Below are 23,956 nucleotides of genomic sequence, written 5' to 3'. Positions count from 1 at the left end.
TTTCAAATAGAAAGAAGAGGATAATCCAGATGGTAAGAGTACCCCTGCGGAGTCATACTCCAGCTGTCAAATCCTTACGCAATACCTTATTTATCTATCTAGTAATCGGAACATTACTTCCGCTTCTCTTAGTAGGATTCGTAACCTACACCTCTATTTACTCCATCCTTTCAGGTAAAATTGGCAACGGGATCAGCGCTAGTCTGAGACAGGAAGCCTCAAGCCTGGAGAATGCCATCGACAATATGGATTTTGCCTCCAAACAGTTTGCTCTGGACGGTCAGATTGTGCAGGAGATGTCCTCATTTATTCAGGAAAAACAAATTTTTCGCAAATCGCAAATGATGAATTCCATCAACCAGAAGATCAATCTAGTCAATTTTACGAACCCTTATATTGGACTTACAGCCTACATTATGCCGGACAGCGATGATCCCGTTCTGTTCACCAACATGAGCGCACGCAGAAATTTTGATATCAGTACATTGCCGTCTTTTATGCGATATAACGGGGCTGACTATTATGGACCACATCCCACTATGTACGCTGTTGGTGATAATCTCGTATTCTCGGAGCAGCGGATTGTCCGTGTGCCGGGCCAGCATAAGCTTTATATTTATTTGGAGACGAATTATAGTTTGTTTCGCAAAATCTTCAATCAGGAGTCCTACGGGATGAAAGTAAATCATCTGCTGGTCAATCAGCAAGGTAATAGTACAAAAGTGATCGATGGCAAACTTCCGCTAAGTATTATTAAAGCTGCGGGAAGCAACTCCAATCTCACCCATGAAACGCTAAGTGGATATCATCTGTTTCGTTACGCGAGTCCTCAGGGCTGGAAGCTTATTGCCGTTGTGAAAAAATCAGAATTCAACAGTGAAATTTATTCTTGGTTTTATAAAATGATCTTACTTGCCTTCTCCACCCTTCTTTTTGCCGGATTTCTGGCTTGGATCATCTGGAGGAAAATTTATGGTCCGTTGCGTAAGGTCAACCTTGAAATCAACCGAATGGCGGAAAATGTTACCGCTCCGGTAGCCTATACGAATGTGGAAGAATTTGATTTCGTGCTTACCAACTTTCAGCAGATGAAAAAACAGGTGAATGAGCTGATTGTTGCGGTTGCCCATAATGAGAAACAGAAAAGCCAATTTGAGATTGAGAAGTTGCTCAGCCAGATCAATCCTCATTTTTTGCATAATACCTTAAATACGGTACAGTGGATGGCCCGGTTAAACGGCCAGAAGGAGATCGACAAGCTGGTCACTCTTCTTGTAAAGGTGCTGCATTATAATCTGGGCAAGCAAAGCATCATTGTTACCATTGGCGAGGAAATTGAAGCGATTCGAAATTATATGGAGCTGCAGCGTATTCGTTATGATTATGAATTTGAATTTAACGTTGAAGCTGATGAGGATGTATTGTCTGTGGCTGTCCCGAGATTTTTGCTTCAGCCTCTGGTGGAGAACTCGATTTATCATGGATTAAGCGATAATGGCAAGGTAGATGTTGAGATAACGAAACATGGTGAAGGAGAGGTTCAGCTATGTGTGAGAGACAATGGCGCTGGGATGGATGCAGATACATTAGATCAGCTGTTGTCTGATGATGGAGCGAAAAAAAGGGGACTTGGAATTGGTTTTTCATATGTAAACCGGATGCTTAGAACCTATTATGGAGAACAAATGAAGCTAGAGATGTTCAGTAATCCAGGAGAAGGTACGGTTGTATCCATTGTGATTCCGAGGAAAGGTAAGGAGGACTTCGATGATTAAGGCTGTAGTTGTCGATGACGAGAGACTCGTGCGAAAAGGCTTCATTTCCCTGATCGACTGGTCATCCTTAGGGATTGTTATAGTTGGGGAGGCAGGTGATGGTAAATCTGCTTTGGAGCTGCTTCAACAGCAGGAAGTAGATTTATTATTTGTGGATTTGACCATGCCAGGCATTTCAGGCTTCGAGCTCATTAAAATGGTTAGACAACGGTTCGCAGGCATTCGCTGTGTTGTCCTTACTTGTCATCATGAATTTGACTATGTTCAGGAGGCTATGCGTTTAGGAGCCGTTGACTATATTGTAAAAACACTGCTTGAGATGGAAAATGCGGATGAAACCATCAGACGTCTTGTCGATCGTATTAAATGGGAGGACAATACACGGGATGCGCTGGTTCGTGGGGAAAGTAAACGTATGGCTGCTGATAAGGCTCTGCTGTATTTGCCCCTATATCATCAGTGCAATGAAGAAGAATTATTTCAGCTGTCCAGCGTGAAAAATAATCCGCTCATTACTTTTCATGAGATGTGGATGTCGCCCTTATTACATCGTTTCTCAATAGATGAGAGCAAACGTGAGCTTAAGATCCAGCTATCCGGACGATGGCAGACCGCGCTGATCAGTGGATTGAGAGATCAACCCTTGCAGGAACTGGAGGAACAGCTCACTGCGAAATTACACCGTATTCTATTTTATCATCCTGAACCTGAGGATTTGACCTCATTGAAATATGAAGACATAAAGAAGGAACCAGCGGCTCCCTACTCAAAACAAGAGTCGGATAATCTGCTGGAGCAAGCACAGAATTTGAAGTGGACAATTGATGGAAATGAGTGGGAGAAATTTGTAGCAAACATACTTCAGCAGAAACCCCGTTCTGATCAGTTTCTGGCGTTTGCACACTCTCTAATACAAAGCTGGAGTTCTTTACTTTTAAAGCCTGAAGATGCTGCTCAACTGGAAAGGGACATCTCCCATAATCTGAACTGGTGCCATTGGAAGAACTGGCTGCGGCGATTTTCTGATCATGTGGGACGAAGAATGCTGGAACTTGGATTAACTAAAGAGGTTATGTCCTGTCTTATTCGTGCAGTTCGTTATATGCAGAGCCATGCAGGTGACAAAATCAATCAGAGCGACGTAGCAGCCGTCATTAATATGAGCCGTGGTTATTTCAGCCAATGTTTCGCTCGTTTTGCCGGAGAGACATTTGGTGAATGTTTACGGGGAATGCGGCTGGAGCTTGCCAAATCACTGCTGCTGGAGACTACACTTCCCGTCTGTGAGATTGCTTCGCGGTCCGGTTTTGAGGATGATCGTTATTTTAGCAGATTGTTCAGAGAACGTATTGGTAAATTACCAAGTGAATTCCGTGCGGAGGGGAAAAACCAAATATGAAATTTTGGAAATCTATCCTCCTAGTGTGTCTGGTCATTGGAATGACATCATGTCGTGACAATATCGGTACTGTAGATTCGGTTGCAAGCCCTCAGGCAGGGGATGAAGCTACTTCTATCGCTTATAGCAAATATGAGGATCCGATTGTGATCCGAGTAGGGTTTAAGGTTCCCGACTCGCGGCTTAATACAGGTGACAGCAACGATAACAATCCAATCACCCGTTATTTAGAGAGCATTACGAATATCAAAGTGGTTCACTCCTGGGAAGCGAAGGGTGAGGATGCTTTTACGCAAAAGGTACAGCTTGCCATTGATAGCAACGATTTGCCTGATGCCATGGTTGTGGATCGTGATCAACTGAAGAAATTAATTGATAATGATATGATTGAAGATTTGACAGAGACTTATAAAATATATGGATCTGAACTTATCAAGGATATGTACAATTCTACAAAGGGTGAGGCATTAGAGGACGCTTCCCGCGATGGTAAACTATATGGATTACCGAATGTAGCTATTGATGCTGACTCTCCCGTGCTGCTCTGGGTACGTCAGGATTGGCTGGAGAAGCTGGAGCTGCGGCCTCCTCAAACTTTTGAAGACATCGAGAAAATTGCCAAAGCTTTTATTGAAAAAGACCCTGATGGAAATGGAAAAAGAGATACCGTCGGTCTAAGCGGCTACAAAAATATCGTATATGGAACTAAACCATTAGTTAATGGTCTGGATGCTGTGTTTAGTGCATTTCACGCTTTCCCCACGAATTGGATTAAGGATAACAACGGCAATATCGTGTATGGCTCTATTACACCAGAGACCAAACAAGCGCTTGCTAAACTTGCTGATTGGTATAAACGCGGGTTGCTGGATCCGGACTTTGCACTATATAAGGAAACTCAGGAGCCTATTATTACAGGTAAATCCGGGATGTTTTTTGGTCCTTGGTGGATGCCTTATTATCCTTTATCAGAGGCAGTGGCTTTGGATACGAAGGCAGAATGGAGAGCATATGCAGCTCCAGTTGACGATTCCGGTAAGTTTGTCGCTCATTTAGCGCCGGTAACAGATCGATATCTTGTTGTGCGTAAAGGGTTTGAACATCCTGAGGCTGTAATCAAGCAATTAAACGTGTTTACAAGACTCGAAAGAAGACAGGATCCTAATCAAGAGGAGGTAAAAAAGCTGGGTGATTTCTCTGCGCAGACAGGCATTCAGCTGCGTGCTTATTATCCGTTCGATCTTCTGATAGATTATAGGGATGCGATTGAGAAACATTATGCTGATATCCAGCAGGCTTTGCACGGAAAGATAGACCCGGATACATTAAATTCTGATACCCGGCTCATTTATGATCAATGGGTAGCGGAAACAGAGCAGCCCAAAAAAGATCTTGAAGGCTGGAAAGCAGCGAATGCGTATAAATATGGAGTAGCTGTGTTAACCTCAACTGCTATAGAGGGAGTGCGTGGGGTCTTTTATGGGAACACCCGGCTTATGAAGACTAAATGGCCGGAACTGCAGAATCTGGAGAATGAGACGTTCTTAAATATCATTGTGGGTGATTCACCGCTTAGTGATTTTGATGCGTTTGTAGCTAAATGGAAGAGTATGGGCGGAGAAGAGATTACGGAAGAAGTTACTGAGCTCGTAAAGCAAAAGTAAACGTGGGATGTCTCAACAGCCTAATGGCTGTGGGACATCCTTTTTCTTATGTTCTATTCTTCGTTTTTGCTGATTTTTTGCAGCAGGAAATGTAGTTGCTCTACTTCTTCATCGGTTAAATGGCCAACAAGGCTTTTATTAAATTCATCTAAGATGGACTGTAAAACTGGGAAGAAATCAATGGCTTTTGGGGTAGGATATAGAAGGTGAGAGCGTCGATCATTAGGATCGTCTTTGCGCTCGATATATCCCGAATTCTCTAATTGCTTCACAGAACGTGCTGTAGTTGCTTTATCGAACTTCAATTCGGCAGTTAACTGATCCTGAGTAATGCCTGGCCGAGAAAGAATCAATTTAAGAAAGCTATGCTGTCCACCACTACCGATTCCATAGGGGACAAATTGCTTAACCAGTTTCTTTTGATTTTGACGGTGAAGATGGGAAATTAGCTTCCCGATAGGCTCTCTTGCCAATATAGACACCTCTTTGGGTTATATGTTCGCTCATTTGTTGCCTTGAAATAAAGTGTACAATAAAGTCGTTGCGCACGCAACTAAATTGTTGTACACTGGGTATGGTGAGTTTGGTTGCGTGCGCAACTAAACAGTGATTATTAATATTTAATGAGGTGTTAGTTATGAGTTCTGTAAGTGCAACCTATCAGGAGGATAAAGAAATTCAGAAGAAACGCTGGATGATCTTAATTGTTCTGAATATTTTTACGTTCATGTCCACCCTTGATGGTAGTATTGTCAATATTGCTCTGCCTGAGCTATCCAAACAACTGAAGCTGCCCATGGCGCAAATCGAATGGGTAACAACAGGATATTTAATGGCGATCTGTGCGGCGATCCTTTTCTTCGGCAAGCTTGGAGATATCGTAGGAAAGATTCGAATTTTTAAGATTGGCACGATTGTATTTGTTATTGGATCTATGCTGTGTGGGCTTAGTGTAAGCTTACCAGCCTTAATTGCTTCACGCGTTGTTCAAGCCTTAGGTGCTTCGATGACCATGGCGAACAGTCAGGGAATTGTTACGGATATCTTTCCTGCCACGGAGCGTGGCAAAGCCCTTGGTTTCATTGGTACATTCGTGTCTCTGGGAAGTATAGCTGGCCCAAGTTTAGGCGGGATTATGGTTTCCACCTTAGGCTGGGAGTATATCTTTTGGGTAAACGTCCCTATTGGCCTGATCGCTATATTTTTTGGCTGGAAGGTATTGCCTAAGGATTTAACGAGAGTGAAATCTTCGATTGATGTGCCGGGCAGTTTACTGTTCGCTGTCTTTATTATTACTTTGTTCGCAGGATTATTACTAGGTCAACAGCTTGGATATGGTAACAGCTTAATTGTTACATCAATAATTGTTGCTGTAGTCAGCTTCGTTGCTTTCATATGGATGGAGCTTCGCAGAAAAGAACCGCTGTTGCAGCTGTCATTATTTAAGAATCCGTTGTTTTCTTTAAGTATCTTATGTGGTTTTCTCGTATTTACAGCGAATTTCTGCTTCAATATTATCGCGCCGTTTTATGCACAGAACATGCTTAATTTATCGCCATTCTATGCAGGCTTTTTGTTAATGCTGCTGCCGATATGTATGGTAGTCGTGGCTCCAATGAGTGGAGCGCTATCGGATAAAATAGGCTCGGAATTTTTGACTTTTGCAGGGCTGGTGGTCATGGTTATTGCGCAGTTCGGATTAGCACAGCTTCATGTAGGAAGCTCTGTTGTGCTGGTAGGTGTGTGGATCGCTATGCTGGGGATAGGAAGTGGTCTATTTCAATCGCCGAACAATTCGCTTGTCATGTCTAAGGTACCAAGAACACAGCTTGGTTCTGCGGGTAGTGTCAATTCGTTAGTTCGTAATGTTGGTATGGTTGTCGGCATAACAATTGCTACTACAATACTTTTTCAAGTGATGAGCAGTAAAGCCGGCTATAGGGTGACAGGGCTAGTTCCTGGTCGGCCAGAGTTATTTATCGAGGGCATGCATGTAGTGTTTGTAACCTCGGCATCGATATGTCTAGTGGCTGCTTTATTAACTGGCTGGAGATTGGTGAGTGCAAGAAGTGCCAAAGTGCAGTCATCTGAAAGATAACATAAAATGAAAAAGATCCTTCTGGCGCTACGGCTAAGAAGGATCTTCTTTGTGATGAAACTGTAAGGCTTCCTTAACGGCTTGCAAGTATTGATATTGATAACGTACATCCGGTTCTAGGTAGGCCCCTTCAGCCCATTCATTCCAGGCGTTGATAAAAATATATTCACTTTTGAACATTTTTTTGGCGCGCTCAATTTGTCGTGAAAGGTATTGGCCGAATTTTTGAGGATTAGCGCCTAAGGTGCTTTGTCCGGCAGGGCCTTTACGTGGTGTGTTATCCCAGTTGACAAAGGCTCCCGGATATATGATTTCTCCGTCTCTATGGGGTGTCCGCTCCAACATGGATTCCCATAACTCATCATAATCAATTACGATATGCCTCTGATCCTCCACCTGCTTTGAGCTCCATAAATGCTTAACCCCGCCATGTGCGAATGTGTAATGCGGCTCAAATTCCAGACTGGCATCGAATCCTTGCTCTTTCTTTAGGGGGAAACCGCCCAGTGTCCGGACCAGATGAAGTCCTTTAAGTCCGTTCTGCAGAGCCAATTCGCGCCAATATTGAAGCATTTCTTCACAGTGCGGGATACTAGCAGATCGATAAATGATAAAGACAGGCTTATCCTCCACCCGGATATAACGATCATCTTTGAAGGCTTCCAGCAAAGCAAAAAAGTGCATTCGCCAATCCCGTTCTTCTCCGTATTCCTGTGGCATCAGGACATCCTCTTCGGTACCATCCCAGCTACGTGTCCAGGGTTCGTTAGCCCAAGAAAGGCAAAAGGGGAAGTCAGGCTCTTTGCTCGCAAGAATCTGCTGAACCGGTTGTTCCAGTAGCCGCCTGCCATTAAACCAATAGTGATAATAACAAAAACCGTAAATGCCATGAGCCCTTGCCGTCTCTGCCTGCCATTGTTTCACTTTAGGATCCGTTAAATCATAGTAGTTATTATTTAATGGCTTCTTGGGCTGATCATGTTCAGGATAAAGGGCTGCAGCCTTCCTGACATTTGTCCATTCTGTAAAACCCTCACCCCACCAGGAATCGTTCTCTGAGATCTGATGAAACTGAGGCAATACAAAAGCAATGCATTTCAAGTCAGGTCACCCCCTATGGTTCCTTGAATATTTTTCTCAGCAGTAACTTTCCTTGCTGGATATAAGAATGGTTATATTTAAGTTCCTTTAGGGCACGAGAGGCAGAAATTCTTCTTTCTTCACTATGTGAAAAATAGTGCTTAAAGCTATCGGAGAGCTCTTTGAAGTTCTGGAAACGAACGAGATCTTCTTCTGCAATTCGGTAATTATGAAGATGGGGATGATCCTCCACTAACTGAAATACACCGCAAGCGGTGACCTCCATAATCTGCTGCACAGAACCAGTGCAATTGATGACGATTTTTGCTCCATTATAATAGCTGGACATATCTTCACTATGGGTGATATCAATGAAATTTCTGGGGGGTTCCCAACCACGCCCGGCGATCATTACCTTAAGGCCTTGAAGTAGGTCTGAATACGCCAATGTGTAAAGCACACTATCGATTTGAAAATCGCCAAGAATGAGTACATCACTCTGATAACAGTCCTCCACACGTCTTGGATAATAGAGATCCGTATCCGCAGCATATGGGAGATAGCTGGAGTGTTTGCCCCATAAACCCTGGTAATAGATCAGATTAGCTATGTTCTGTGTGAAAATATAATCGAATAACAATGCCAGATTACGTTCTGTTGGAGTAAGACAAGCGGCATCTGCCATCCATACCGCTTTGGGAACGTTGGAAGCTTTCAGAGCAGGGAGGTTCTCCTCCGGAAATAGGGTCTCCGATCCTAGAGCTAATATTAGATCAGGTTGAAAATGGGCTAAATATTCCTCCAGATTATGCTGGAATTTAATAGCAAGTACTTCTTTGACCAGATGCCTTAGTTGATCTTTAAAAAGTCGTACATTAGGCATTTTACCGCTTGCCTCTGTAGGAACTAGCAGCAATATTCTTAATTGTTTGAGTTCCCGTTGCAGAGGTTCCGCTCTATAAGAGTTCATCTCTAGGATGAGGTTATGGTGTTGCGATGGATTAACTTGGCTGATGGTGACTTCGTGACTTGAAGGCCTTTCAGGAGTGAGCCTATTAGCTGTCTTCTTCATAATTCCTCCTGTATTCTGTGGAGCCAGTCGTCCGCTCTAGCACCGAGTCTTGCTAATCATTATATGTGTAGGGGGTTATTTTGACTTTAGGTATAAGACCATTAATCAGAGTCTCGAAGATAAAAAGCGGATTTAGTGAAAGCTGTATATCTATCTATGACAGGGCTGGCTTGTTTAACATAAGATATACTATAAAACCTGAAAGGGATGATCGCCTTGCCAACCTTCGATAGCGTTCTAGTTACAGGAAGTCAGACCATTCAAAATGATCTGCACGTTAATGGAAATGAGACTATCGATTCGAATCTGCATTTGAATGGTAGTCAGACTATAATGGGAAGCCTAAATGTGAACGGCAGTGAATCCATACTCGGTCATCTGGGGGTAACCGGTGAAATTAGCGGGGCAGGCACCATCAGAGCTGCAACCCGGTTGATCGCTACGAACCAAGCAACATTGCCACCAGGCGCTCCTACCAGCCTGCAACAGGTTCGATACTTTTCTGTAGGTGCTGTAGGTCAGACTGGTCTCGTTCTGAAGGGCACAGATGGAAATGATTATGTATTATTTATCGATTTGACTGGCGGAACGCCTAATATCGGCATTCAACGGGCTTAATCAAGATAAACTAATATTCTCAGCTTTAGAATATAAAAAAACAGCAAGTCTCCTATGTACAAATAGGGACTTGCTGTTTGAGGTTTCTGTTAATTCTTAAAGCTATGAATTGGAGCAGGGATTCGTCCGCCACGATTAACGAAGTTCGCGCAGTTGAAGCCATTCACTGCCATAACTGGTGCATATCCGAGCAGGCCGCCAAATTCGACCATTTCACCAACGTCCTTGCCGATTACTGGAATCACGCGAACCGCAGTGGTTTTGTTATTCACCATGCCGATTGCAGCTTCATCCGCGATGATGCCGGAAATGGTCTCCTTGGTAGTGCTTCCTGGGATAGCGATCATATCCAGTCCTACGGAACACACACAGGTCATAGCTTCCAGCTTCTCTAGTGTAAGGGCACCCCGCTGAACCGCTTGAATCATGCCATGATCTTCACTGACCGGAATAAAGGCTCCACTAAGTCCACCTACATAGGAGGAGGCCATTACGCCACCTTTTTTAACATTGTCATTTAGGATCGCCAGAGCAGCGGTTGTTCCCGGAGCGCCAGCTTCCTCCAGACCCATGACTTGAAAGATTTCGGCAATGGAATCTCCGATTTCTGGAGTAGGAGCTAAGGATAGATCGATAATCCCAAAAGGAACATTCATCCGTTTGGAAGCCTCTTGAGCAACTAGCTGACCGACACGTGTGACTTTGAAGGCTGTCCGTTTAATGGTTTCACATAAGGTTTCAAAATCCTGCCCTCTAACCTCTTCAAGCGCACGTTTGATTACACCAGGACCGCTGACGCCAACGTTGATGACACATTCCCGTTCACCAACCCCGTGAAATGCTCCGGCCATAAAAGGGTTGTCCTCAACTGCATTACAGAAAACTACCAGCTTGGCGCAGCCGATGGAATCCCGATCCTTGGTGCGTTCCGCAGTTTGGATAATGATGTCGCCCATTAATTTCACAGCATCCATGTTGATTCCACTTCTGGAGGAACCGACATTGACCGAGGAGCAGACTCTTTCAGTGACTGCCAATGCTTCAGGAATACTGTCGATCAGAATACGATCGCCTTTGGTGCAGCCTTTTTGTACAAGTGCAGAGAAGCCGCCGATAAAGTTAACGCCTACCTCTTTTGCAGCCTTGTCCAGGATTTCAGCAACAGGTACATAGGTATCTGTCTTCACCGCACCAGCGGCAATAGCGATGGGTGTGACAGAGATCCGTTTGTTAACGATAGGAACCCCAAATTGTCTTTCCAGATCTTCACCCGTCTTTACGAGCTTTTCAGCGGATCTGGTGATTTTGTCATATACATTTTGATTAAAGGTGCGCATATCCGTGTGGGCACAATCCATGAGGCTGATCCCCATCGTTATGGTACGCACATCCAGATTCATTTCACGAATCATCTTATTCGTTTCTTGTACTTCCACTAGTGATATCATGGTCAGCCATCCTCCTAGATTCGGTGCATAATATTAAAAATATCCTCATGCTGAAGCTTGATTTCCACGCCAATCGATTCGCCAAGCAAATGTAATTCCTCTACAATATTCTCAAAAGCTTTAGTTGAGCTAGAAATGTCTACAATCATCATCATGTTAAAATAATCTTGAACAATCGTCTGCGAAATATCCAGAATGTTCAAATTGTGTTCGGCTAGATATGTACATACTTTAGCGATAATCCCTACTTTATCTTTTCCTAATACAGTAATAATCCCCTTCATGAATACAGCCTCCCTTTGTATTTGTTGATTTCACCGTGTATACGGAATGAACCATTCCAACTATTATTGCAAATGATGAAACAAGCTTCAACCAAAGGTTTTTTGTCAGTTTGATTAAATATTTATTTTGGCAGCTGAAATTATAGAAAATTCATTTGACAGCCTATAAAAAATGTGATGAACTGAGAGTTTGATATGATAGTCTGAAGGAGTAAATATGACTACACAAAAATATAAAGACATGGTTGAGCAAAGAACGAAGATGACCCTCCAGGAATGGACGGAACAGGCGGAAGTGAAGGAAAAGGACATTTATCGTTTTTTGCATAATTTAAAAGGCACTGCTGGAACTGTCGGATTACCAGATGTCGAACAATTTGCCGAGGATACGCTGCCCTATTTCATGGAAAGCAGTCTTAAGAGTTGGTCAGTCGAGGAATGGGGGGATTATTTATATCCACTGATTCCATTGTTTAATGTCCATTCATTGGCAGCTTCAAGCTCTGTTAAAGCATTGGATAAAAAGGGACCTGCTGAGACGCTCACGCAGAATGATATTCTTCTTATCGACGATGATGTAGAGTTAGTTGCTTATCTGAAAGAGTCGTTGGAGAGGCAGAATTACTATGTAAGCATTGCCTTATCTGCTGAACGGGGACTCAAAATCTTTTATGAAACGAAACCAGATCTCATTCTGCTGGATATTCTTTTACCGGATAAAAGCGGGATTGAGGTGTTGAACCAAATTATCGGCAAGGCTAAAAAAGAACGAATTCCCATTATCATTATAAGTGGGGAGTACTCCAAAGCGACGCAAATGCAGGCGTATTCGCTGGGGGTGATGGATTTTTTACCGAAGCCTGTAGATATTGATTTATTTCTGGTATTGATCAAAAATCGCTTTCAGCTCAAAAGAGAATGGCAGGAGTCCATCATCGTGGATGATTTGACCGGCGCATTCAATCGCAAACACTTCAATCAAGTCATGAAGCAGCTGATTGGTGATTTTAAGCGGACCAACCGCGTATTTTCGTTAGCGCTGATTGATTTGGATTATTTTAAAAACGTTAATGATACATATGGTCACCTAATCGGAGACGAAGTGCTGCAGGGCTTTTCCGAGCTTGTGAAGAATTCCATCCGTCTGGAGGATACCTTTTGCCGTTATGGGGGAGAAGAGTTTGCAGTATTTTTACCTCACACGGATGCGGAATCTGCAATGTTGGTTATACAACGTATTCAAGAGCGGTTTGCGGCGACTGACTTTTTTGCGAAAAATGAAATCTTTCATGTGACTATCTCTAGCGGGATTTCTGAGGTAACAGATGCCGAGAATATAGCCGATAAATTGATTGAGGAAGCAGATCAGGCTCTTTATGCCAGTAAGCATGCTGGAAGGAATCAGACAACGCTTTATTCGGACCATTTATCCACTACTAAAAAGCATTCGGTTCTGAATGTGATTGTTGTGGATGACGATACGCTAATTCGGAGAATTGTGACCAGTCAGTTCGCCATTTGGGAGCCGGAGAATATTGCTGAGGTGAAGGTTAGCAGCTATGCGAATGGGCTTGATTTCCTGCAATCGGATTGGTATGCCGTGGATGAGAAGTATATTATTTTGCTGGATGGTGTGATGCCTGATCTGGATGGAGTAGAAGTTCTGGAAAGAATCCGCAAAACGTATCCGGAAGTAAATATATTAGTGATCATGTTGACGGGAAGGAATAATCAGGCGGATATTGTACATGCCCTGCAGATGGGTGCCGATGATTATGTAGTCAAACCGGTCCATATGCCTGAGTTATTGTCGAGGATAGAGCGGTTGGCTCATAGATTTTTGTTCTAATTGGGTTCTGAATATGTTGTGAGCACCAGGAGAGATCTAAAGCGGAGGGAACTAGGCAGCTATGCAAAAGGTAATGGTAGTGGATGATGAAGAAGTATTACGAATGTTAATCGTAGACACCTTAGAAGATTTGGAAGACGTGGAGATCCACACTGCCGAGAACGGATTAGAGGCGCTTTCAAAATTGTCACAGGATCATTATGATTTGGTGATATTGGATTATATGATGCCTGAAATGACAGGGATTGAAGTCCTAGGTCAACTGGATGATGAGAAAAAGAAGGCTACAGCTATTTTAATGTTAACAGCCAAAGCCCAAGATGTAGATCGTCTTCGAGCGGTAGATGCAGGCGCACGTTATTTTATGCCAAAACCTTTTAGTCCGATGGAACTCTTGCAGATTGTGGAGGGGATCCTAAGTGACAAAGGGTAGCAGCTCTAATCACAGTATTAAAAATAGATATTTTCGTATCATTGCCTTGGTTTTTTCGTTAATCATTCTTATGGGATCTGTATTTTTGTTTTTCATAAACAATGAGCAGAACAAATTAAGTAGAGACCGTGAAGTTCTGCAAAATAAGGCGGACACGATTAACGAATTGGCGACTGCGTTAAATGAGGTTTTTTTCCGAGCGAGGGGATTCAGCGCACTTAAGAGTAACAATGAATTAGAGCTCTTAAACTTAGGACTTGTTAACTTTGATAAGATTCTGGATACCTATTCTAATCTCAGTTTATCTCCGGAAGAAGCTTTGTTTAGAGATGGTTTGAAGGCCTTTTATGTTCAGTACAAAACTAAAGTTTTGCCGGAAGCGATTCGGTTTGTCGAGGCAGACGATTATGTGTCTTTGAGAGCTCTATCCGCAGATGGCAACACGAAATCAGTAAATGATTTTTTAATGTATACAAAAGAGTACAAGCAACGATCCGATGCCGCATTAAATACTATGGCTATGGATTACATCAAACGTGCCAATGAGTTTACCTTTATCGCATTCTTTTTCAGCACGATTATTCTGCTAATCTTCACCTTTATGATCTGGCGGATTCTGAAGAACCTAATAGATCCTATTCTGAAGCTGGAAGGGGCAACCCATTCCCTGGCTGCAGGAGAAGAAATTCTTCTGGGCAAGCTTAAGAATCAAGATGAAATTGGCCGACTTTATGATGCTTTTCTAAATATGGCTAGAAGTATTCAAGATAAAGAAGAAGAATTGATGATGCAGAATGAAGAGCTGCATGCGCAGCAGGATGAACTTCAGGATCAGCAATATAGGCTGCAGCGCTCGCTTAGTGAAATTGAGAGTATGATGAAAGCCTTGGATCAATCGTCTGCGGTGGGGATCCTTACTGCTAAAGGTGTCTTTACCTACGCGAATGATAATTTAAGTGGATATACCCGCTATAAAAAGTCTGAGATTATCGGTTACACCTATAAGTTATTTGAACTTTATAATCTCTCTGATGAGGGTTATCAGAAAATCTTTAACAAATTAAATACAGGCGGAGTGTGGAACAATGAGCTGCAGATTCTAGCCAAAGACGGATTGCCCATCTGGCTGCATCTGACGATTGTGCCTTACCTGAATGAAGAGGGTGTGATTTATCAATACATCCTTATTGCGAACGATATCACCTCAATGAAAAGCGTGCAGCAGGAGCTAGCCGAAACGTTAAAAAACACAGAACAGACCAAGATGATGCTAGAGCTAAATAATCAGCTGAATCATGATATTACTTATACTTTGGATAAACATGAATTTGCCGATAAGTTTATTGAGTTTATGCATCGCCTGTATGCCTTTGATTCGAGTTTCTTCCTGCTTGTGAAAGATAATATCGCGGCTGTGAAAGGCATTCCACAGGAGAATGTGGAGCGTTATCTTGATCATGAGAATAATGAGATGTTATATCGCTTGCAAGCGGAAAAAACGTACCTAATCAAGCGCCTGGCCACACAATCAGAGCAAGGGATTTCTGCGAGTGAGGTCTATGTTTACGACTTCTACACTACTGTTGTGAACGCAGAGGATGAGATTCTTGCAGTGTTCTGTGGCAGCCGGATTGGTCATTCCTTCAGCAAAGAAGAGATTAATGAGGTTCAAGGGATGATGAACCGCGTAGCGCTGGCGATTGAACGTTTATTCATGTATGAAGAGATTGAACATGGACGAAAGCTGAATCGGGACATCGTAAATAATGTGAACGAGGGCATACAATTTGTGAATACAGAAGGTATGCTCCTGCAGATGAATAAAGCGTTGAGCAACATTTTTAATTATGAGTGGACAGAAGGAGCTTTGATTCCCCGTCAGAAATGGATGGATTATTTCATTGAGCACTCGAATGAGAATCATGAACTTCGGATGTTTTTTGAAAAAGCGATTGCTGAGGATGCTCTGGAATCGAGCAGCATGCAATACTCCATTGGAACTGAATCGATGAAGCATATTGATGTGTATGCGATCCCTGTATTCCGTCGCGAACTGCGTATTGGTACATTGTTTGTCTACAGAGATATCACTAGAGAATATGAGCTGGACCTTATGAAATCTGATCTTGTCAGTACGGTAAGTCATGAGCTAAGAACACCGCTATCGAGTGTACTTGGTTTCACAGAACTGTTATTATCTAAGACCATGAAGCCTGAGAAGCAGCTTAAATATCTGGAGACGATTCATAAAGAAGCTAAACGACTGACGGAGCTCATTAATGATTTTCTTGATTTGCAGAGAATGGAGTCAGGTAAGCAGCAATATATCACGGAGCATTTGAATCTCAGTGAAATTGTATTAGGCGTAATTGATCAATATAAACTGAGCAGTACCCATCATGTACTCCTAGTGGATGAGGCTTTGAATGCGGATGTTGACGTGGACAAGGATAAGATTGTCCAAGTTCTGACGAATCTGTTAAGTAATGCGATTAAATTCTCGCCTGATAACAATGAAGTTAAAGTACTGCTGCATAACGAGTCGGATAGAATTATTGTACGTATCCAGGATAATGGTCTTGGCATTCCTAAGGATCAAATAGGACAGCTATTCCAAAAATTCAGAAGAGTGGATAATAGCGCCTCTAAAAGAATTGGAGGAACAGGACTCGGGCTTGCCATCTGTAAGGAGATTATTGAGAAGCAAAAGGGAAATATCGGTATAGATTCCGTTGAAGGAGAGGGCACTACCGTCTGGTTTAGCCTCCCTATCCTCCATGCGGAAGCGAGCCGGCAACAGGATGAGCTTAATAAATGGAGCACCGATAAAGAGCTCAAGCCTAATGTGATGATCGTTGAAGATGATTACAGTCTATCGTTGCTTTTATCAGAAGAGCTTAAAGGGAAGGGCTTCCGTGTTACCCATCATTACCATCCACAGCAAGCTTTTGATCAGGCCTTGAAAACACCATTTGTGGCGATTGTGGTAGATTTGATGTTGGGTGAAGAGCTGGATGGCTGGGATTTGATCCGAATGCTTAAAGAAGATCCAAGAACTGAAAATATACCTATCGTTATTTCTTCTGCTCTGGATCAATCGGATAAGAATCAATTAAACGATGTAATTCAAAAATATTTAACTAAACCTTATCCACCCGGCGAGCTGTCGAATACGCTTGAGGAGATAGTGAAGATTAAGACGGGGAGCGGCGAGGTGTTATTTCCCGAAAGTAAGCAAAAATTATAGCTTTTATTTATCACAATATTTTATAAATAGTATCACTTTTTATAATGAAACCGATCAAAACAGGTTAAATCATACTGTTTTGATCGGTTTTTAAGTACTTTATAGATTATTTTTCAATAAAATACAATTATTAGGGTAAATCGACATCATTGATCGTTTACAATTATTGTGATAGCCTGATTTCATGAGGTACGGATCATCAGAAGATTTCATGTTTAGGAGAGGTGGATATTGTTGCAACTACAGGTAACGAACAGTCCTTTTAACGAGAGCCAAGTCGAGCTACTCAATCGTCTTCTACCATCCTTAACGGAGACACAGCAAATATGGCTTAGCGGTTATTTGTCAGCCATGGGCTTTACTACTGCACCATCGGCAGGTGCCGGGGTTCAAGCAGTACAATCAAATACGATAGGAAATGTGGAAGGTAGTGCCGTTAGTCAACCTGCAGCTTCACGTGAAGTGACCGTGTTGTTTGGGTCCCAGACAGGGAACTGCCAACGGCTGGCTGGGAGCTTGTCCCGCAAGCTGGAGGAGCAAGGATTTCAGGTCACACTCACTGCGATGAACAGCTTTAAGCCCAATGCGCTTAAGAAGGTTGAGAACCTCCTATTGCTGGTCAGTACACATGGTGAAGGCGAGCCGCCAGATAATGCACGGATGTTCCATGAATTTCTCTATAGCAAAAGAGCTCCTCAATTAGAGAATCTGAAGTTCTCAGTGCTGGCACTGGGGGATACCTCCTATGAATTCTTTTGTCAGACCGGCAAGGACTTCGATCAGCGGCTTGAGGAACTTGGCGGCAAGCGGTTAAGTCCACGTGTGGATTGTGATCTTGATTATGATGATTCGGTTACCGAGTGGTTTGAAGGCGTCATTAGTGCGTTAAATGCACATTTAAATGCTCCGGCCATTGCGGCAAAAGCGGTTCAAGCTGCGGAAGACGCAAATTCTCAGGAGCCTTTGTATACCCGTAACAATCCTTTTAAAGCGGAAGTATTAGAGAACCTTAATCTGAACGGACGTGGTTCTGACCGGGAGACCCGCCATTTGGAACTATCCCTAGAAGGCTCGAACATACAATTTGAACCAGGGGATGCGCTGGGTGTCTATCCGGAGAATCATCCTGAATTGGTAGACGCTATTATTCATACTATGGGCTGGAATTCTAATGATATTGTTCCATTTAATAAAAAAGGGGAAGACGGCACCTTACGTGAGGCCCTTCTTCACCACTATGAAATCACTGTATTGACCAAACCGTTACTTGAACAAGCGGCGAAGTTATCTTCTTCTAACCAACTAAGTGATCTATTGTCGCCAGAACGTGCGCAACAGCTTAAGGAATATATTCAAGGCCGCGATCTGCTCGATTTAGTTCAGGACTTCTCTCCATGGGAGGGTTCGGCCAGTAGCTTTGTGACTATTTTGCGCAAGCTTCCGGCACGACTCTATTCAATTGCCAGCAGCTATAAAGCTAATCCAGATGAGGTTCATTTAACGGTTAGAGCTGTACGTTATGAGGCACATGGCCGTGAGCGTTATGGGGTCTGCTCGGTACATTGTGCTGAAAGAGTCCAGCCGGGAGATACGTTGCCCATCTACATTCAACATAATCCGAACTTTAAGCTTCCGACGAATCCTGATGCACCGATCATTATGATTGGACCGGGCACAGGTGTTGCACCCTTCCGCTCTTTCCTGGAGGAACGTGGCGAGCTTGGGGCGGAAGGTAAATCATGGCTGTTCTACGGAGATCGGCATTTTGTGACGGACTTCCTCTATCAGACGGACTGGCAGAGAATGCTTAAAGACGGCTTGTTAACTAAGCTGGATGTTGCTTTCTCCCGTGATACCGAAGAGAAAGTATATGTTCAGCATCGCATTCTGGAAAAGAGCCGCGAGGTCTACGAATGGCTGCAAGCGGGAGCTCATATTTACATTTGCGGAGACGAGAAGCATATGGCACATGATGTTCATTCTGCTCTGATTACTGTCATCCAGCATGAGGGTGGTTTGAGTCCTGAAGAAGCGGCAGCTTATTTGGATAATATGCAGCAGGCGCAGCGCTACCAACGTGATGTTTACTAATGGATAGAGGAAAGTTATCGAATGACTTCGGGGGGAGATAACAACAATGGCAAACAATGAAAAGGTTAAGCCGATCGGCGGGCCTCCAAGCGATGTTGAGCACATTAAGCAAGAGAGTAACTATCTGCGGGGCGCGCTTGTTGAGACATTAAGCAATCCGATTACCGGAGGCTTGCCGGAAGATGATAATCGGCTGCTGAAATTTCACGGAAGCTATATGCAGGACGATCGGGATTTACGCAACGAGCGTGAACGGCAAAAGCTGGAGCCTGCATTCCAGTTCATGCTTCGTGTAGTTGCCCCAGGCGGGGTAGCGACACCAGAGCAGTGGCTAGTGATGGATGATCTGGCACAAAAATACGGCAATGGAACCTTACGTCTGACTACCAGACAGGCGTTTCAAATGCATGGGGTACTCAAATGGAATCTTAAGAAAACCATCCGCAGCATTAATGATACGCTGATGACGACGCTGGCAGCTTGCGGCGATGTTAACCGTAACGTAATGAGTAATCCGAATCCTTACCAGTCAGAGGTGCATGCAGAGGTCTACGAATGGGCGCGCAAAGTAAGTGATCACTTATCACCACGTACGCCTGCTTACCATGAAATCTGGTTGGACGGTGAGAAGGTAGTAGATAGCTTAGGCGAACGTGCGGAAGTAGAACCGATCTATGGACCGGTATATTTACCGCGTAAATTCAAGATTGGTCTAGCGGTGCCTCCTTCTAATGATGTGGATGTATTCTCGCAAGATCTGGGTTTTATCGCTATTCTGGAAAATGAGAAACTAGTCGGCTTCAACGTTTCTGTAGGCGGCGGTATGGGGATGACTCATGGCGATACCAGTACTTATCCTCAGTTGGGACGTATAATTGGTTTTTGCCGTCCGGAACAGTTGATTGATGTGGCAGAAAAGACCGTAACGATCCAGCGGGATTATGGTAATCGTTCTGTCCGCAAAAATGCACGGTTCAAATATACAATTGACCGCCATGGTCTGGATTGGTTCGTAGACGAACTGCATGAAAGACTCGGATGGCAGCTTGAAGCAGCACGTGATTATCATTTTGATCACAACGGAGACCGTTACGGCTGGGTGAAGGGGACCAACGGAAAATGGAATCTGACACTTTATATCCAAAGCGGACGGATTCATGACCAAGAAGGATACACCTTGATGAGTGGCTTGCGGGAGATTGCTAAGATTCATACTGGAGATTTCCGGCTAACGCCGAATCAGAATCTAACGATTGCCAACGTCACTACTGCCAAAAAACGCAAAGTAGCTGAGCTGGCTAAACAGCATGGACTAACAGATGGAGCACATCTTTCTGCATTGCGACGCAGCTCCATGTCCTGTGTAGCACTGCCAACCTGCGGACTTGCGATGGCTGAAGCGGAACGCTATCTGCCTTCGTTGATAGATAAGCTGGAGCTTGTTATAGATAAGGCTGGTTTGCGTGACGAGGAAATTGTGATCCGAATGACCGGCTGCCCTAATGGCTGTGCTAGACCGGCGCTGGGTGAAATCTCGTTTATCGGCAAGGCTCCTGGCAGATACAATATGTATTTAGGAGCAGGCTTTACGGGTGATCGCCTCAATAAAATGTATAAAGAAAACATAGATGAGAAGGAGATCCTAGAGACGCTTGAACCTATTCTTCACCGATATGCCAAAGAACGTCAACAAGGCGAGCATTTTGGAGATTTCGTGATCCGTGCAGATTATGTTAAAGCCGTTACCTCTGGACTTAATTTCCATGACTAAATGAAAGTAGATTTAAAAATGTCCCGGGGCCAGTTGATGGCTGCCGGGATTTTTGTGGTTTGGTCGTAGTTAGATGCGCGGGGTGTCGTGTCGTACACATAATGCTCCAGAGGTAAAGAACGGTAGACAAGAGTAAAAGAGCAGCAGATAAGCAGTAGATAAGCAGCAGATGAGCGCAGACGAGTAGCAGATGAGTATTAGATGAGTAGAGCAGTAGATGAGCAGTAGATGAGCAGTAGATGAGCGCAACGAGCGGCAGTAGACTAACAAGGTGACGGACTCAGGAGCCCTTATTTCCTGAAATCTTACCAATTTGCCGAGTATTCGGACACCAGCGCCGTTATGGGGATGAAAAGAGGCCGAAATAGGCCTTTTTCAGAGGAATAGCGGCTCTCCAGTCCGAAAGTTGCTCAGAACGGCTTAAATCGCAAAAATAGCGTCATCTGAGTCCGAAAATCACAACAAAGCGCTCCAAAGGTAAAGAACGGCAGATGAGCAGCAGATGAGTGCAGAAGAGAAGTAGAAGAGTAGTAGAAGAGTAGTTGATGAGCGATAGTAGAGCAGTTTATGAGCATAGACGAGCGGCAGTAGATTAACAAGGTGACGGACTCAGGAGCCCTTATTTCCTGAAATCTTGCCAATTTGCCGAGTATTCGGACACCAGCGCCGTTATGGGGATGAAAAGAGGCCGAAATAGGCCTTTTTCAGAGGAATAGCGGCTCTCCAGTCCGAAAGTTGCTCAGAACGGCTTAAATCGCAAAAATAGCGTCATCTGAGTCCGAAAATCACAACAAAGCGCTCAAAAGGTAAAGAACGGCAGATGAGCGCAGACGAGCGGTAGTAGACTAACATTAGAGTAGTGAAAGGGTCATATTAGATAGTGGGACAGAGTGAAATTAGCTCAGTAGGAGCAATTGTAGAGTAATACGCAGAACAGCAGGAGCAATAGTGAAGTAAAGCAGAACAGCCAAATAAAAGAGAAGCAACCGACTATCGGAACAATAGACGAGCGACAGTAGACTAACATCAGAGTGGTGAAAGGGTCGAATTACATCGATAGTAAAATAACATTAGATGGTGAAAGAGTAAAATTAGATTAGATCAGTAGGAGCAATAGTGGAGTAGTACGCAGAACAGCCAAATAAAAGAGAAGCAACCGACTAGCGGAACAATAGACGAGCGGCAGTAGACTAACATCAAAGTAGTAACAGTCCAGCGGTAGACTAACATCAGAGTAGTAACATTCCGGGAGCAGGCTAACAGCAGTAGATCACCGTTGACTGACAAATCTAGCAACAGCCTTCATTTGATCTACAATAATCTAGTAAGATCCCAACATCTGCGCTACAACAGATTCAATTTAAAAACCAGCAAGTCTCCAATTCCGGGAGGCTCGCTGGTTTATGTGTTTAAGGAGCGATACCGGAGATCAGTACATCGTTTTGATACAGGGTTACTTTGTTCCAAGTGCTGAAGGAAACTTTGGTTGGATCGAACGAATAGTCATTTGCTTCATTGAAGTTAGACCAGTCGCTTTTGTGCACGCGTAATTGGATTTCTCCTGACTGCCCACCGGCAGGTATGGAGCCCGCGCTAGCATTGAAAGTAAGCTCAACGTAAGAGTCGGCGTTCGTCCCACTTGTGGACCCGAGGGCAACCGATATATTAGAAGCACCGACCTGCGCCCAATCGATTACTCCATTGAGAGAGGCGCTTCCATCTTTAGTAAAGTAATAACGAATTTTCAGTCCATTTAAATTGACTGCCGTTGTTCCGTTGTTATAGATGTTGAAGTAGGGCTTGATTGAGTTATCAGTAGCATTGGTATCTGCTGCACGGTAGTAAAGTGCCAGATTACTGGATGGCGAGCCGGTAGGAGTGGCTGTAGGTGTTACTGTAGCTGTTGGCGTAGGTGTAGGTGTAGGTGTAGGTGTAGGTGTAGGCGTAGGCGTAGGTGTTGGTGTAGGTGTTGGTGTTGGTGTAGTGCCACCATCCGGTACAGGTTGGTAACCAGGTGTTGTGTAAATTTTATTAAGCACGGAGGTTGCTAAGGTTCCGTTTGCTCCATTAACGACTGTATTTCCCCAGTTGCTGAGTGTTCCTGCTGGACCGCTGGCTAGATCCAGATATTCAACGCCTCCGCCATTACCATACCAGGACCAGGCGAGCCAGCCCACCTTTTTTTCCTTCGTGTAGCTCATAATGGTGGCTTCATCGACATCTCCACCCGTGTGCTTGTCACCGAATTCGCCGATAATCACAGGGGCTCCAATAGCCAAGGCACTATCGATATTACTCTTGACTGTAGCAGCATTACCTCCAGCATATTCGTACATATGAATTGAGAAAATAGTGTTTTTTAAGGTATCTGAATTAAATACAGCCTGACCACTAGTGAAAATAGATTGTGGGTATTGACCCCATCCCGCTGCATCTACAACTAAAGTGTTCTTAATGCCCGCATTTCTTAACGCAGGAATTGCCGCTTGGTATCCACTGGCCCATGTTGCAGTGTTCCAAGAACCGTACCATTCATTAGCAATATTCACAATGACACGATCTTCTTTACCGATCAAAGCATCCTTGATGCTGATCCAATAGTTTACTGCAGCGTTAAGGTCAGAGGTGTTGTCTGAGCCCGTAGCATCATGCACTTCCAGCATGGCAATCATTTTATACTGATCACAAAGCTTTAGAATATTTTGGACATCAGCTAAAGTATCGAGAGACCACTTGCTGCCATTAGAAAGTACAATTCTGACGGTATTGGAGCCAGTCGCTGCGATGGCCGGTATTGCAGTAGCCAGATCGTTTTTGTACCAAGTGTGTGCATGATTAACCCCGCGCATTACAAAAGGACTGCCGGTGGCATCGTATAAAGTGGCACCGCTTACATAAAAACCTTTAACAGAAGTGTTTGCTGCCGCTGCCTGCTGTTGAGGTAAAGAAATAGAAAGAGTAAGGATACTAATTAATACTAACAAACTGATTTTCCGGAACGAAAAATGCTTTCTGAATTTCATCAACATTTCCTCCTTAATCAAATAGGGTTGCTTCTTTGATTATGCGTATCCTCCAGGTGGTTGCAGTAAATGCACTCAATTACAGGCATGTATCACCTCCTCAG

At 43.8% G+C, this 23,956-nt stretch carries 16 protein-coding genes; 10 read left to right on the top strand and 6 right to left on the bottom strand.

The features are described 5' to 3' along the window. Positions 1–29 precede the first annotated feature (29 nt). The 3 genes from NST58_RS21595 to NST58_RS21585 are packed head-to-tail and all read left to right on the top strand — an operon-like array spanning position 30 to position 4,838. Complete coding sequence (locus NST58_RS21595; protein WP_076215698.1) at positions 30–1,775, top strand: histidine kinase; 1,746 nt, start codon at positions 30–32, stop codon at positions 1,773–1,775. Next, on the top strand, positions 1,768–3,174 hold the full coding sequence (locus NST58_RS21590; protein ID WP_076215694.1) for a response regulator: 1,407 nt from the start codon (positions 1,768–1,770) through the stop codon (positions 3,172–3,174). The genes NST58_RS21595 and NST58_RS21590 overlap by 8 nt, the downstream gene beginning before the upstream one ends. After that, positions 3,171–4,838, top strand: coding sequence for an extracellular solute-binding protein (locus tag NST58_RS21585; protein ID WP_339244175.1), 1,668 nt, complete (start codon positions 3,171–3,173; stop codon positions 4,836–4,838). Before NST58_RS21590 ends, NST58_RS21585 begins: the two co-directional genes overlap by 4 nt. 53 nt (positions 4,839–4,891) lie before the next feature. Here NST58_RS21585 and NST58_RS21580 read toward each other — a convergent pair whose 3' ends face one another. Next, positions 4,892–5,311 (bottom strand): MarR family winged helix-turn-helix transcriptional regulator, encoded by a 420-nt coding sequence (locus tag NST58_RS21580; RefSeq protein WP_076130769.1) that lies wholly within the window; start codon positions 5,309–5,311, stop codon positions 4,892–4,894. Between the two features lie 164 nt (positions 5,312–5,475). Between NST58_RS21580 and NST58_RS21575 the strand changes: the two genes are divergently transcribed. Then, positions 5,476–6,936, top strand: a complete 1,461-nt coding sequence (locus NST58_RS21575) for an MFS transporter (protein ID WP_076190510.1) — start codon at positions 5,476–5,478, stop codon at positions 6,934–6,936. 33 nt (positions 6,937–6,969) lie between these two features. On the opposite strand, the gene NST58_RS21570 is transcribed toward NST58_RS21575, so the two are convergent. Further along, entirely contained in the window at positions 6,970–8,037 is a 1,068-nt protein-coding gene (locus tag NST58_RS21570; protein WP_076301772.1) for a glycoside hydrolase family 99-like domain-containing protein, read from the bottom strand. A 13-nt stretch (positions 8,038–8,050) separates the two neighbouring features. Beyond that, positions 8,051–9,088 (bottom strand): glycosyltransferase, encoded by a 1,038-nt coding sequence (locus NST58_RS21565; protein WP_339244174.1) that lies wholly within the window; start codon positions 9,086–9,088, stop codon positions 8,051–8,053. A gap of 207 nt (positions 9,089–9,295) precedes the next feature. On the opposite strand from NST58_RS21565, the gene NST58_RS21560 reads away from it, so the two are divergent. Continuing rightward, a complete protein-coding gene (locus NST58_RS21560; protein WP_248548519.1) occupies positions 9,296–9,706 on the top strand; it encodes a hypothetical protein in 411 nt (136 codons plus the stop codon). Between the two features lie 89 nt (positions 9,707–9,795). Here NST58_RS21560 and NST58_RS21555 read toward each other — a convergent pair whose 3' ends face one another. Both NST58_RS21555 and NST58_RS21550 read right to left on the bottom strand, forming a co-directional pair. Beyond that, the gene (locus tag NST58_RS21555; RefSeq protein WP_248548616.1) at positions 9,796–11,151 is read right to left on the bottom strand and encodes a PFL family protein; all 1,356 of its coding nucleotides are present in this window, start codon (positions 11,149–11,151) and stop codon (positions 9,796–9,798) included. 17 nt (positions 11,152–11,168) lie between these two features. Next, on the bottom strand, positions 11,169–11,438 hold the full coding sequence (locus NST58_RS21550; RefSeq protein WP_036685776.1) for an ACT domain-containing protein: 270 nt from the start codon (positions 11,436–11,438) through the stop codon (positions 11,169–11,171). Between the two features lie 217 nt (positions 11,439–11,655). Here NST58_RS21550 and NST58_RS21545 point away from each other — a divergent pair, with 217 nt between their 5' ends. The 5 genes from NST58_RS21545 to cysI all read left to right on the top strand — a co-directional run bounded on the left by NST58_RS21545 (position 11,656) and on the right by cysI (position 20,829). Beyond that, positions 11,656–13,287: a diguanylate cyclase gene (locus NST58_RS21545; RefSeq protein ID WP_076130764.1), complete on the top strand. Its 1,632-nt coding sequence runs from the start codon at positions 11,656–11,658 to the stop codon at positions 13,285–13,287. A 61-nt stretch (positions 13,288–13,348) separates the two neighbouring features. Continuing rightward, entirely contained in the window at positions 13,349–13,720 is a 372-nt protein-coding gene (locus NST58_RS21540) for a response regulator (protein WP_076130763.1), read from the top strand. Next, a complete protein-coding gene (locus NST58_RS21535; RefSeq protein WP_339244173.1) occupies positions 13,707–16,967 on the top strand; it encodes an ATP-binding protein in 3,261 nt (1,086 codons plus the stop codon). The genes NST58_RS21540 and NST58_RS21535 overlap by 14 nt, the downstream gene beginning before the upstream one ends. 234 nt (positions 16,968–17,201) lie before the next feature. Further along, the gene (locus NST58_RS21530) at positions 17,202–19,058 is read left to right on the top strand and encodes an assimilatory sulfite reductase (NADPH) flavoprotein subunit (protein WP_339248792.1); all 1,857 of its coding nucleotides are present in this window, start codon (positions 17,202–17,204) and stop codon (positions 19,056–19,058) included. Between the two features lie 46 nt (positions 19,059–19,104). Next, positions 19,105–20,829: an assimilatory sulfite reductase (NADPH) hemoprotein subunit gene (cysI, locus tag NST58_RS21525; protein ID WP_076281461.1), complete on the top strand. Its 1,725-nt coding sequence runs from the start codon at positions 19,105–19,107 to the stop codon at positions 20,827–20,829. 1,409 nt (positions 20,830–22,238) lie between these two features. Here cysI and NST58_RS21520 read toward each other — a convergent pair. Continuing rightward, on the bottom strand, positions 22,239–23,852 hold the full coding sequence (locus tag NST58_RS21520; protein WP_339244170.1) for a cellulase family glycosylhydrolase: 1,614 nt from the start codon (positions 23,850–23,852) through the stop codon (positions 22,239–22,241). Positions 23,853–23,956 lie beyond the last annotated feature (104 nt).

The sequence above is a fragment of the Paenibacillus sp. FSL R10-2796 genome, from assembly GCF_037965315.1.
GTDB lineage: Bacteria > Bacillota > Bacilli > Paenibacillales > Paenibacillaceae > Paenibacillus_AQ > Paenibacillus_AQ odorifer.
Note: the sequence above shows the minus strand (reverse complement) of the source record. Positions and strands in the feature narration are given on the sequence as shown.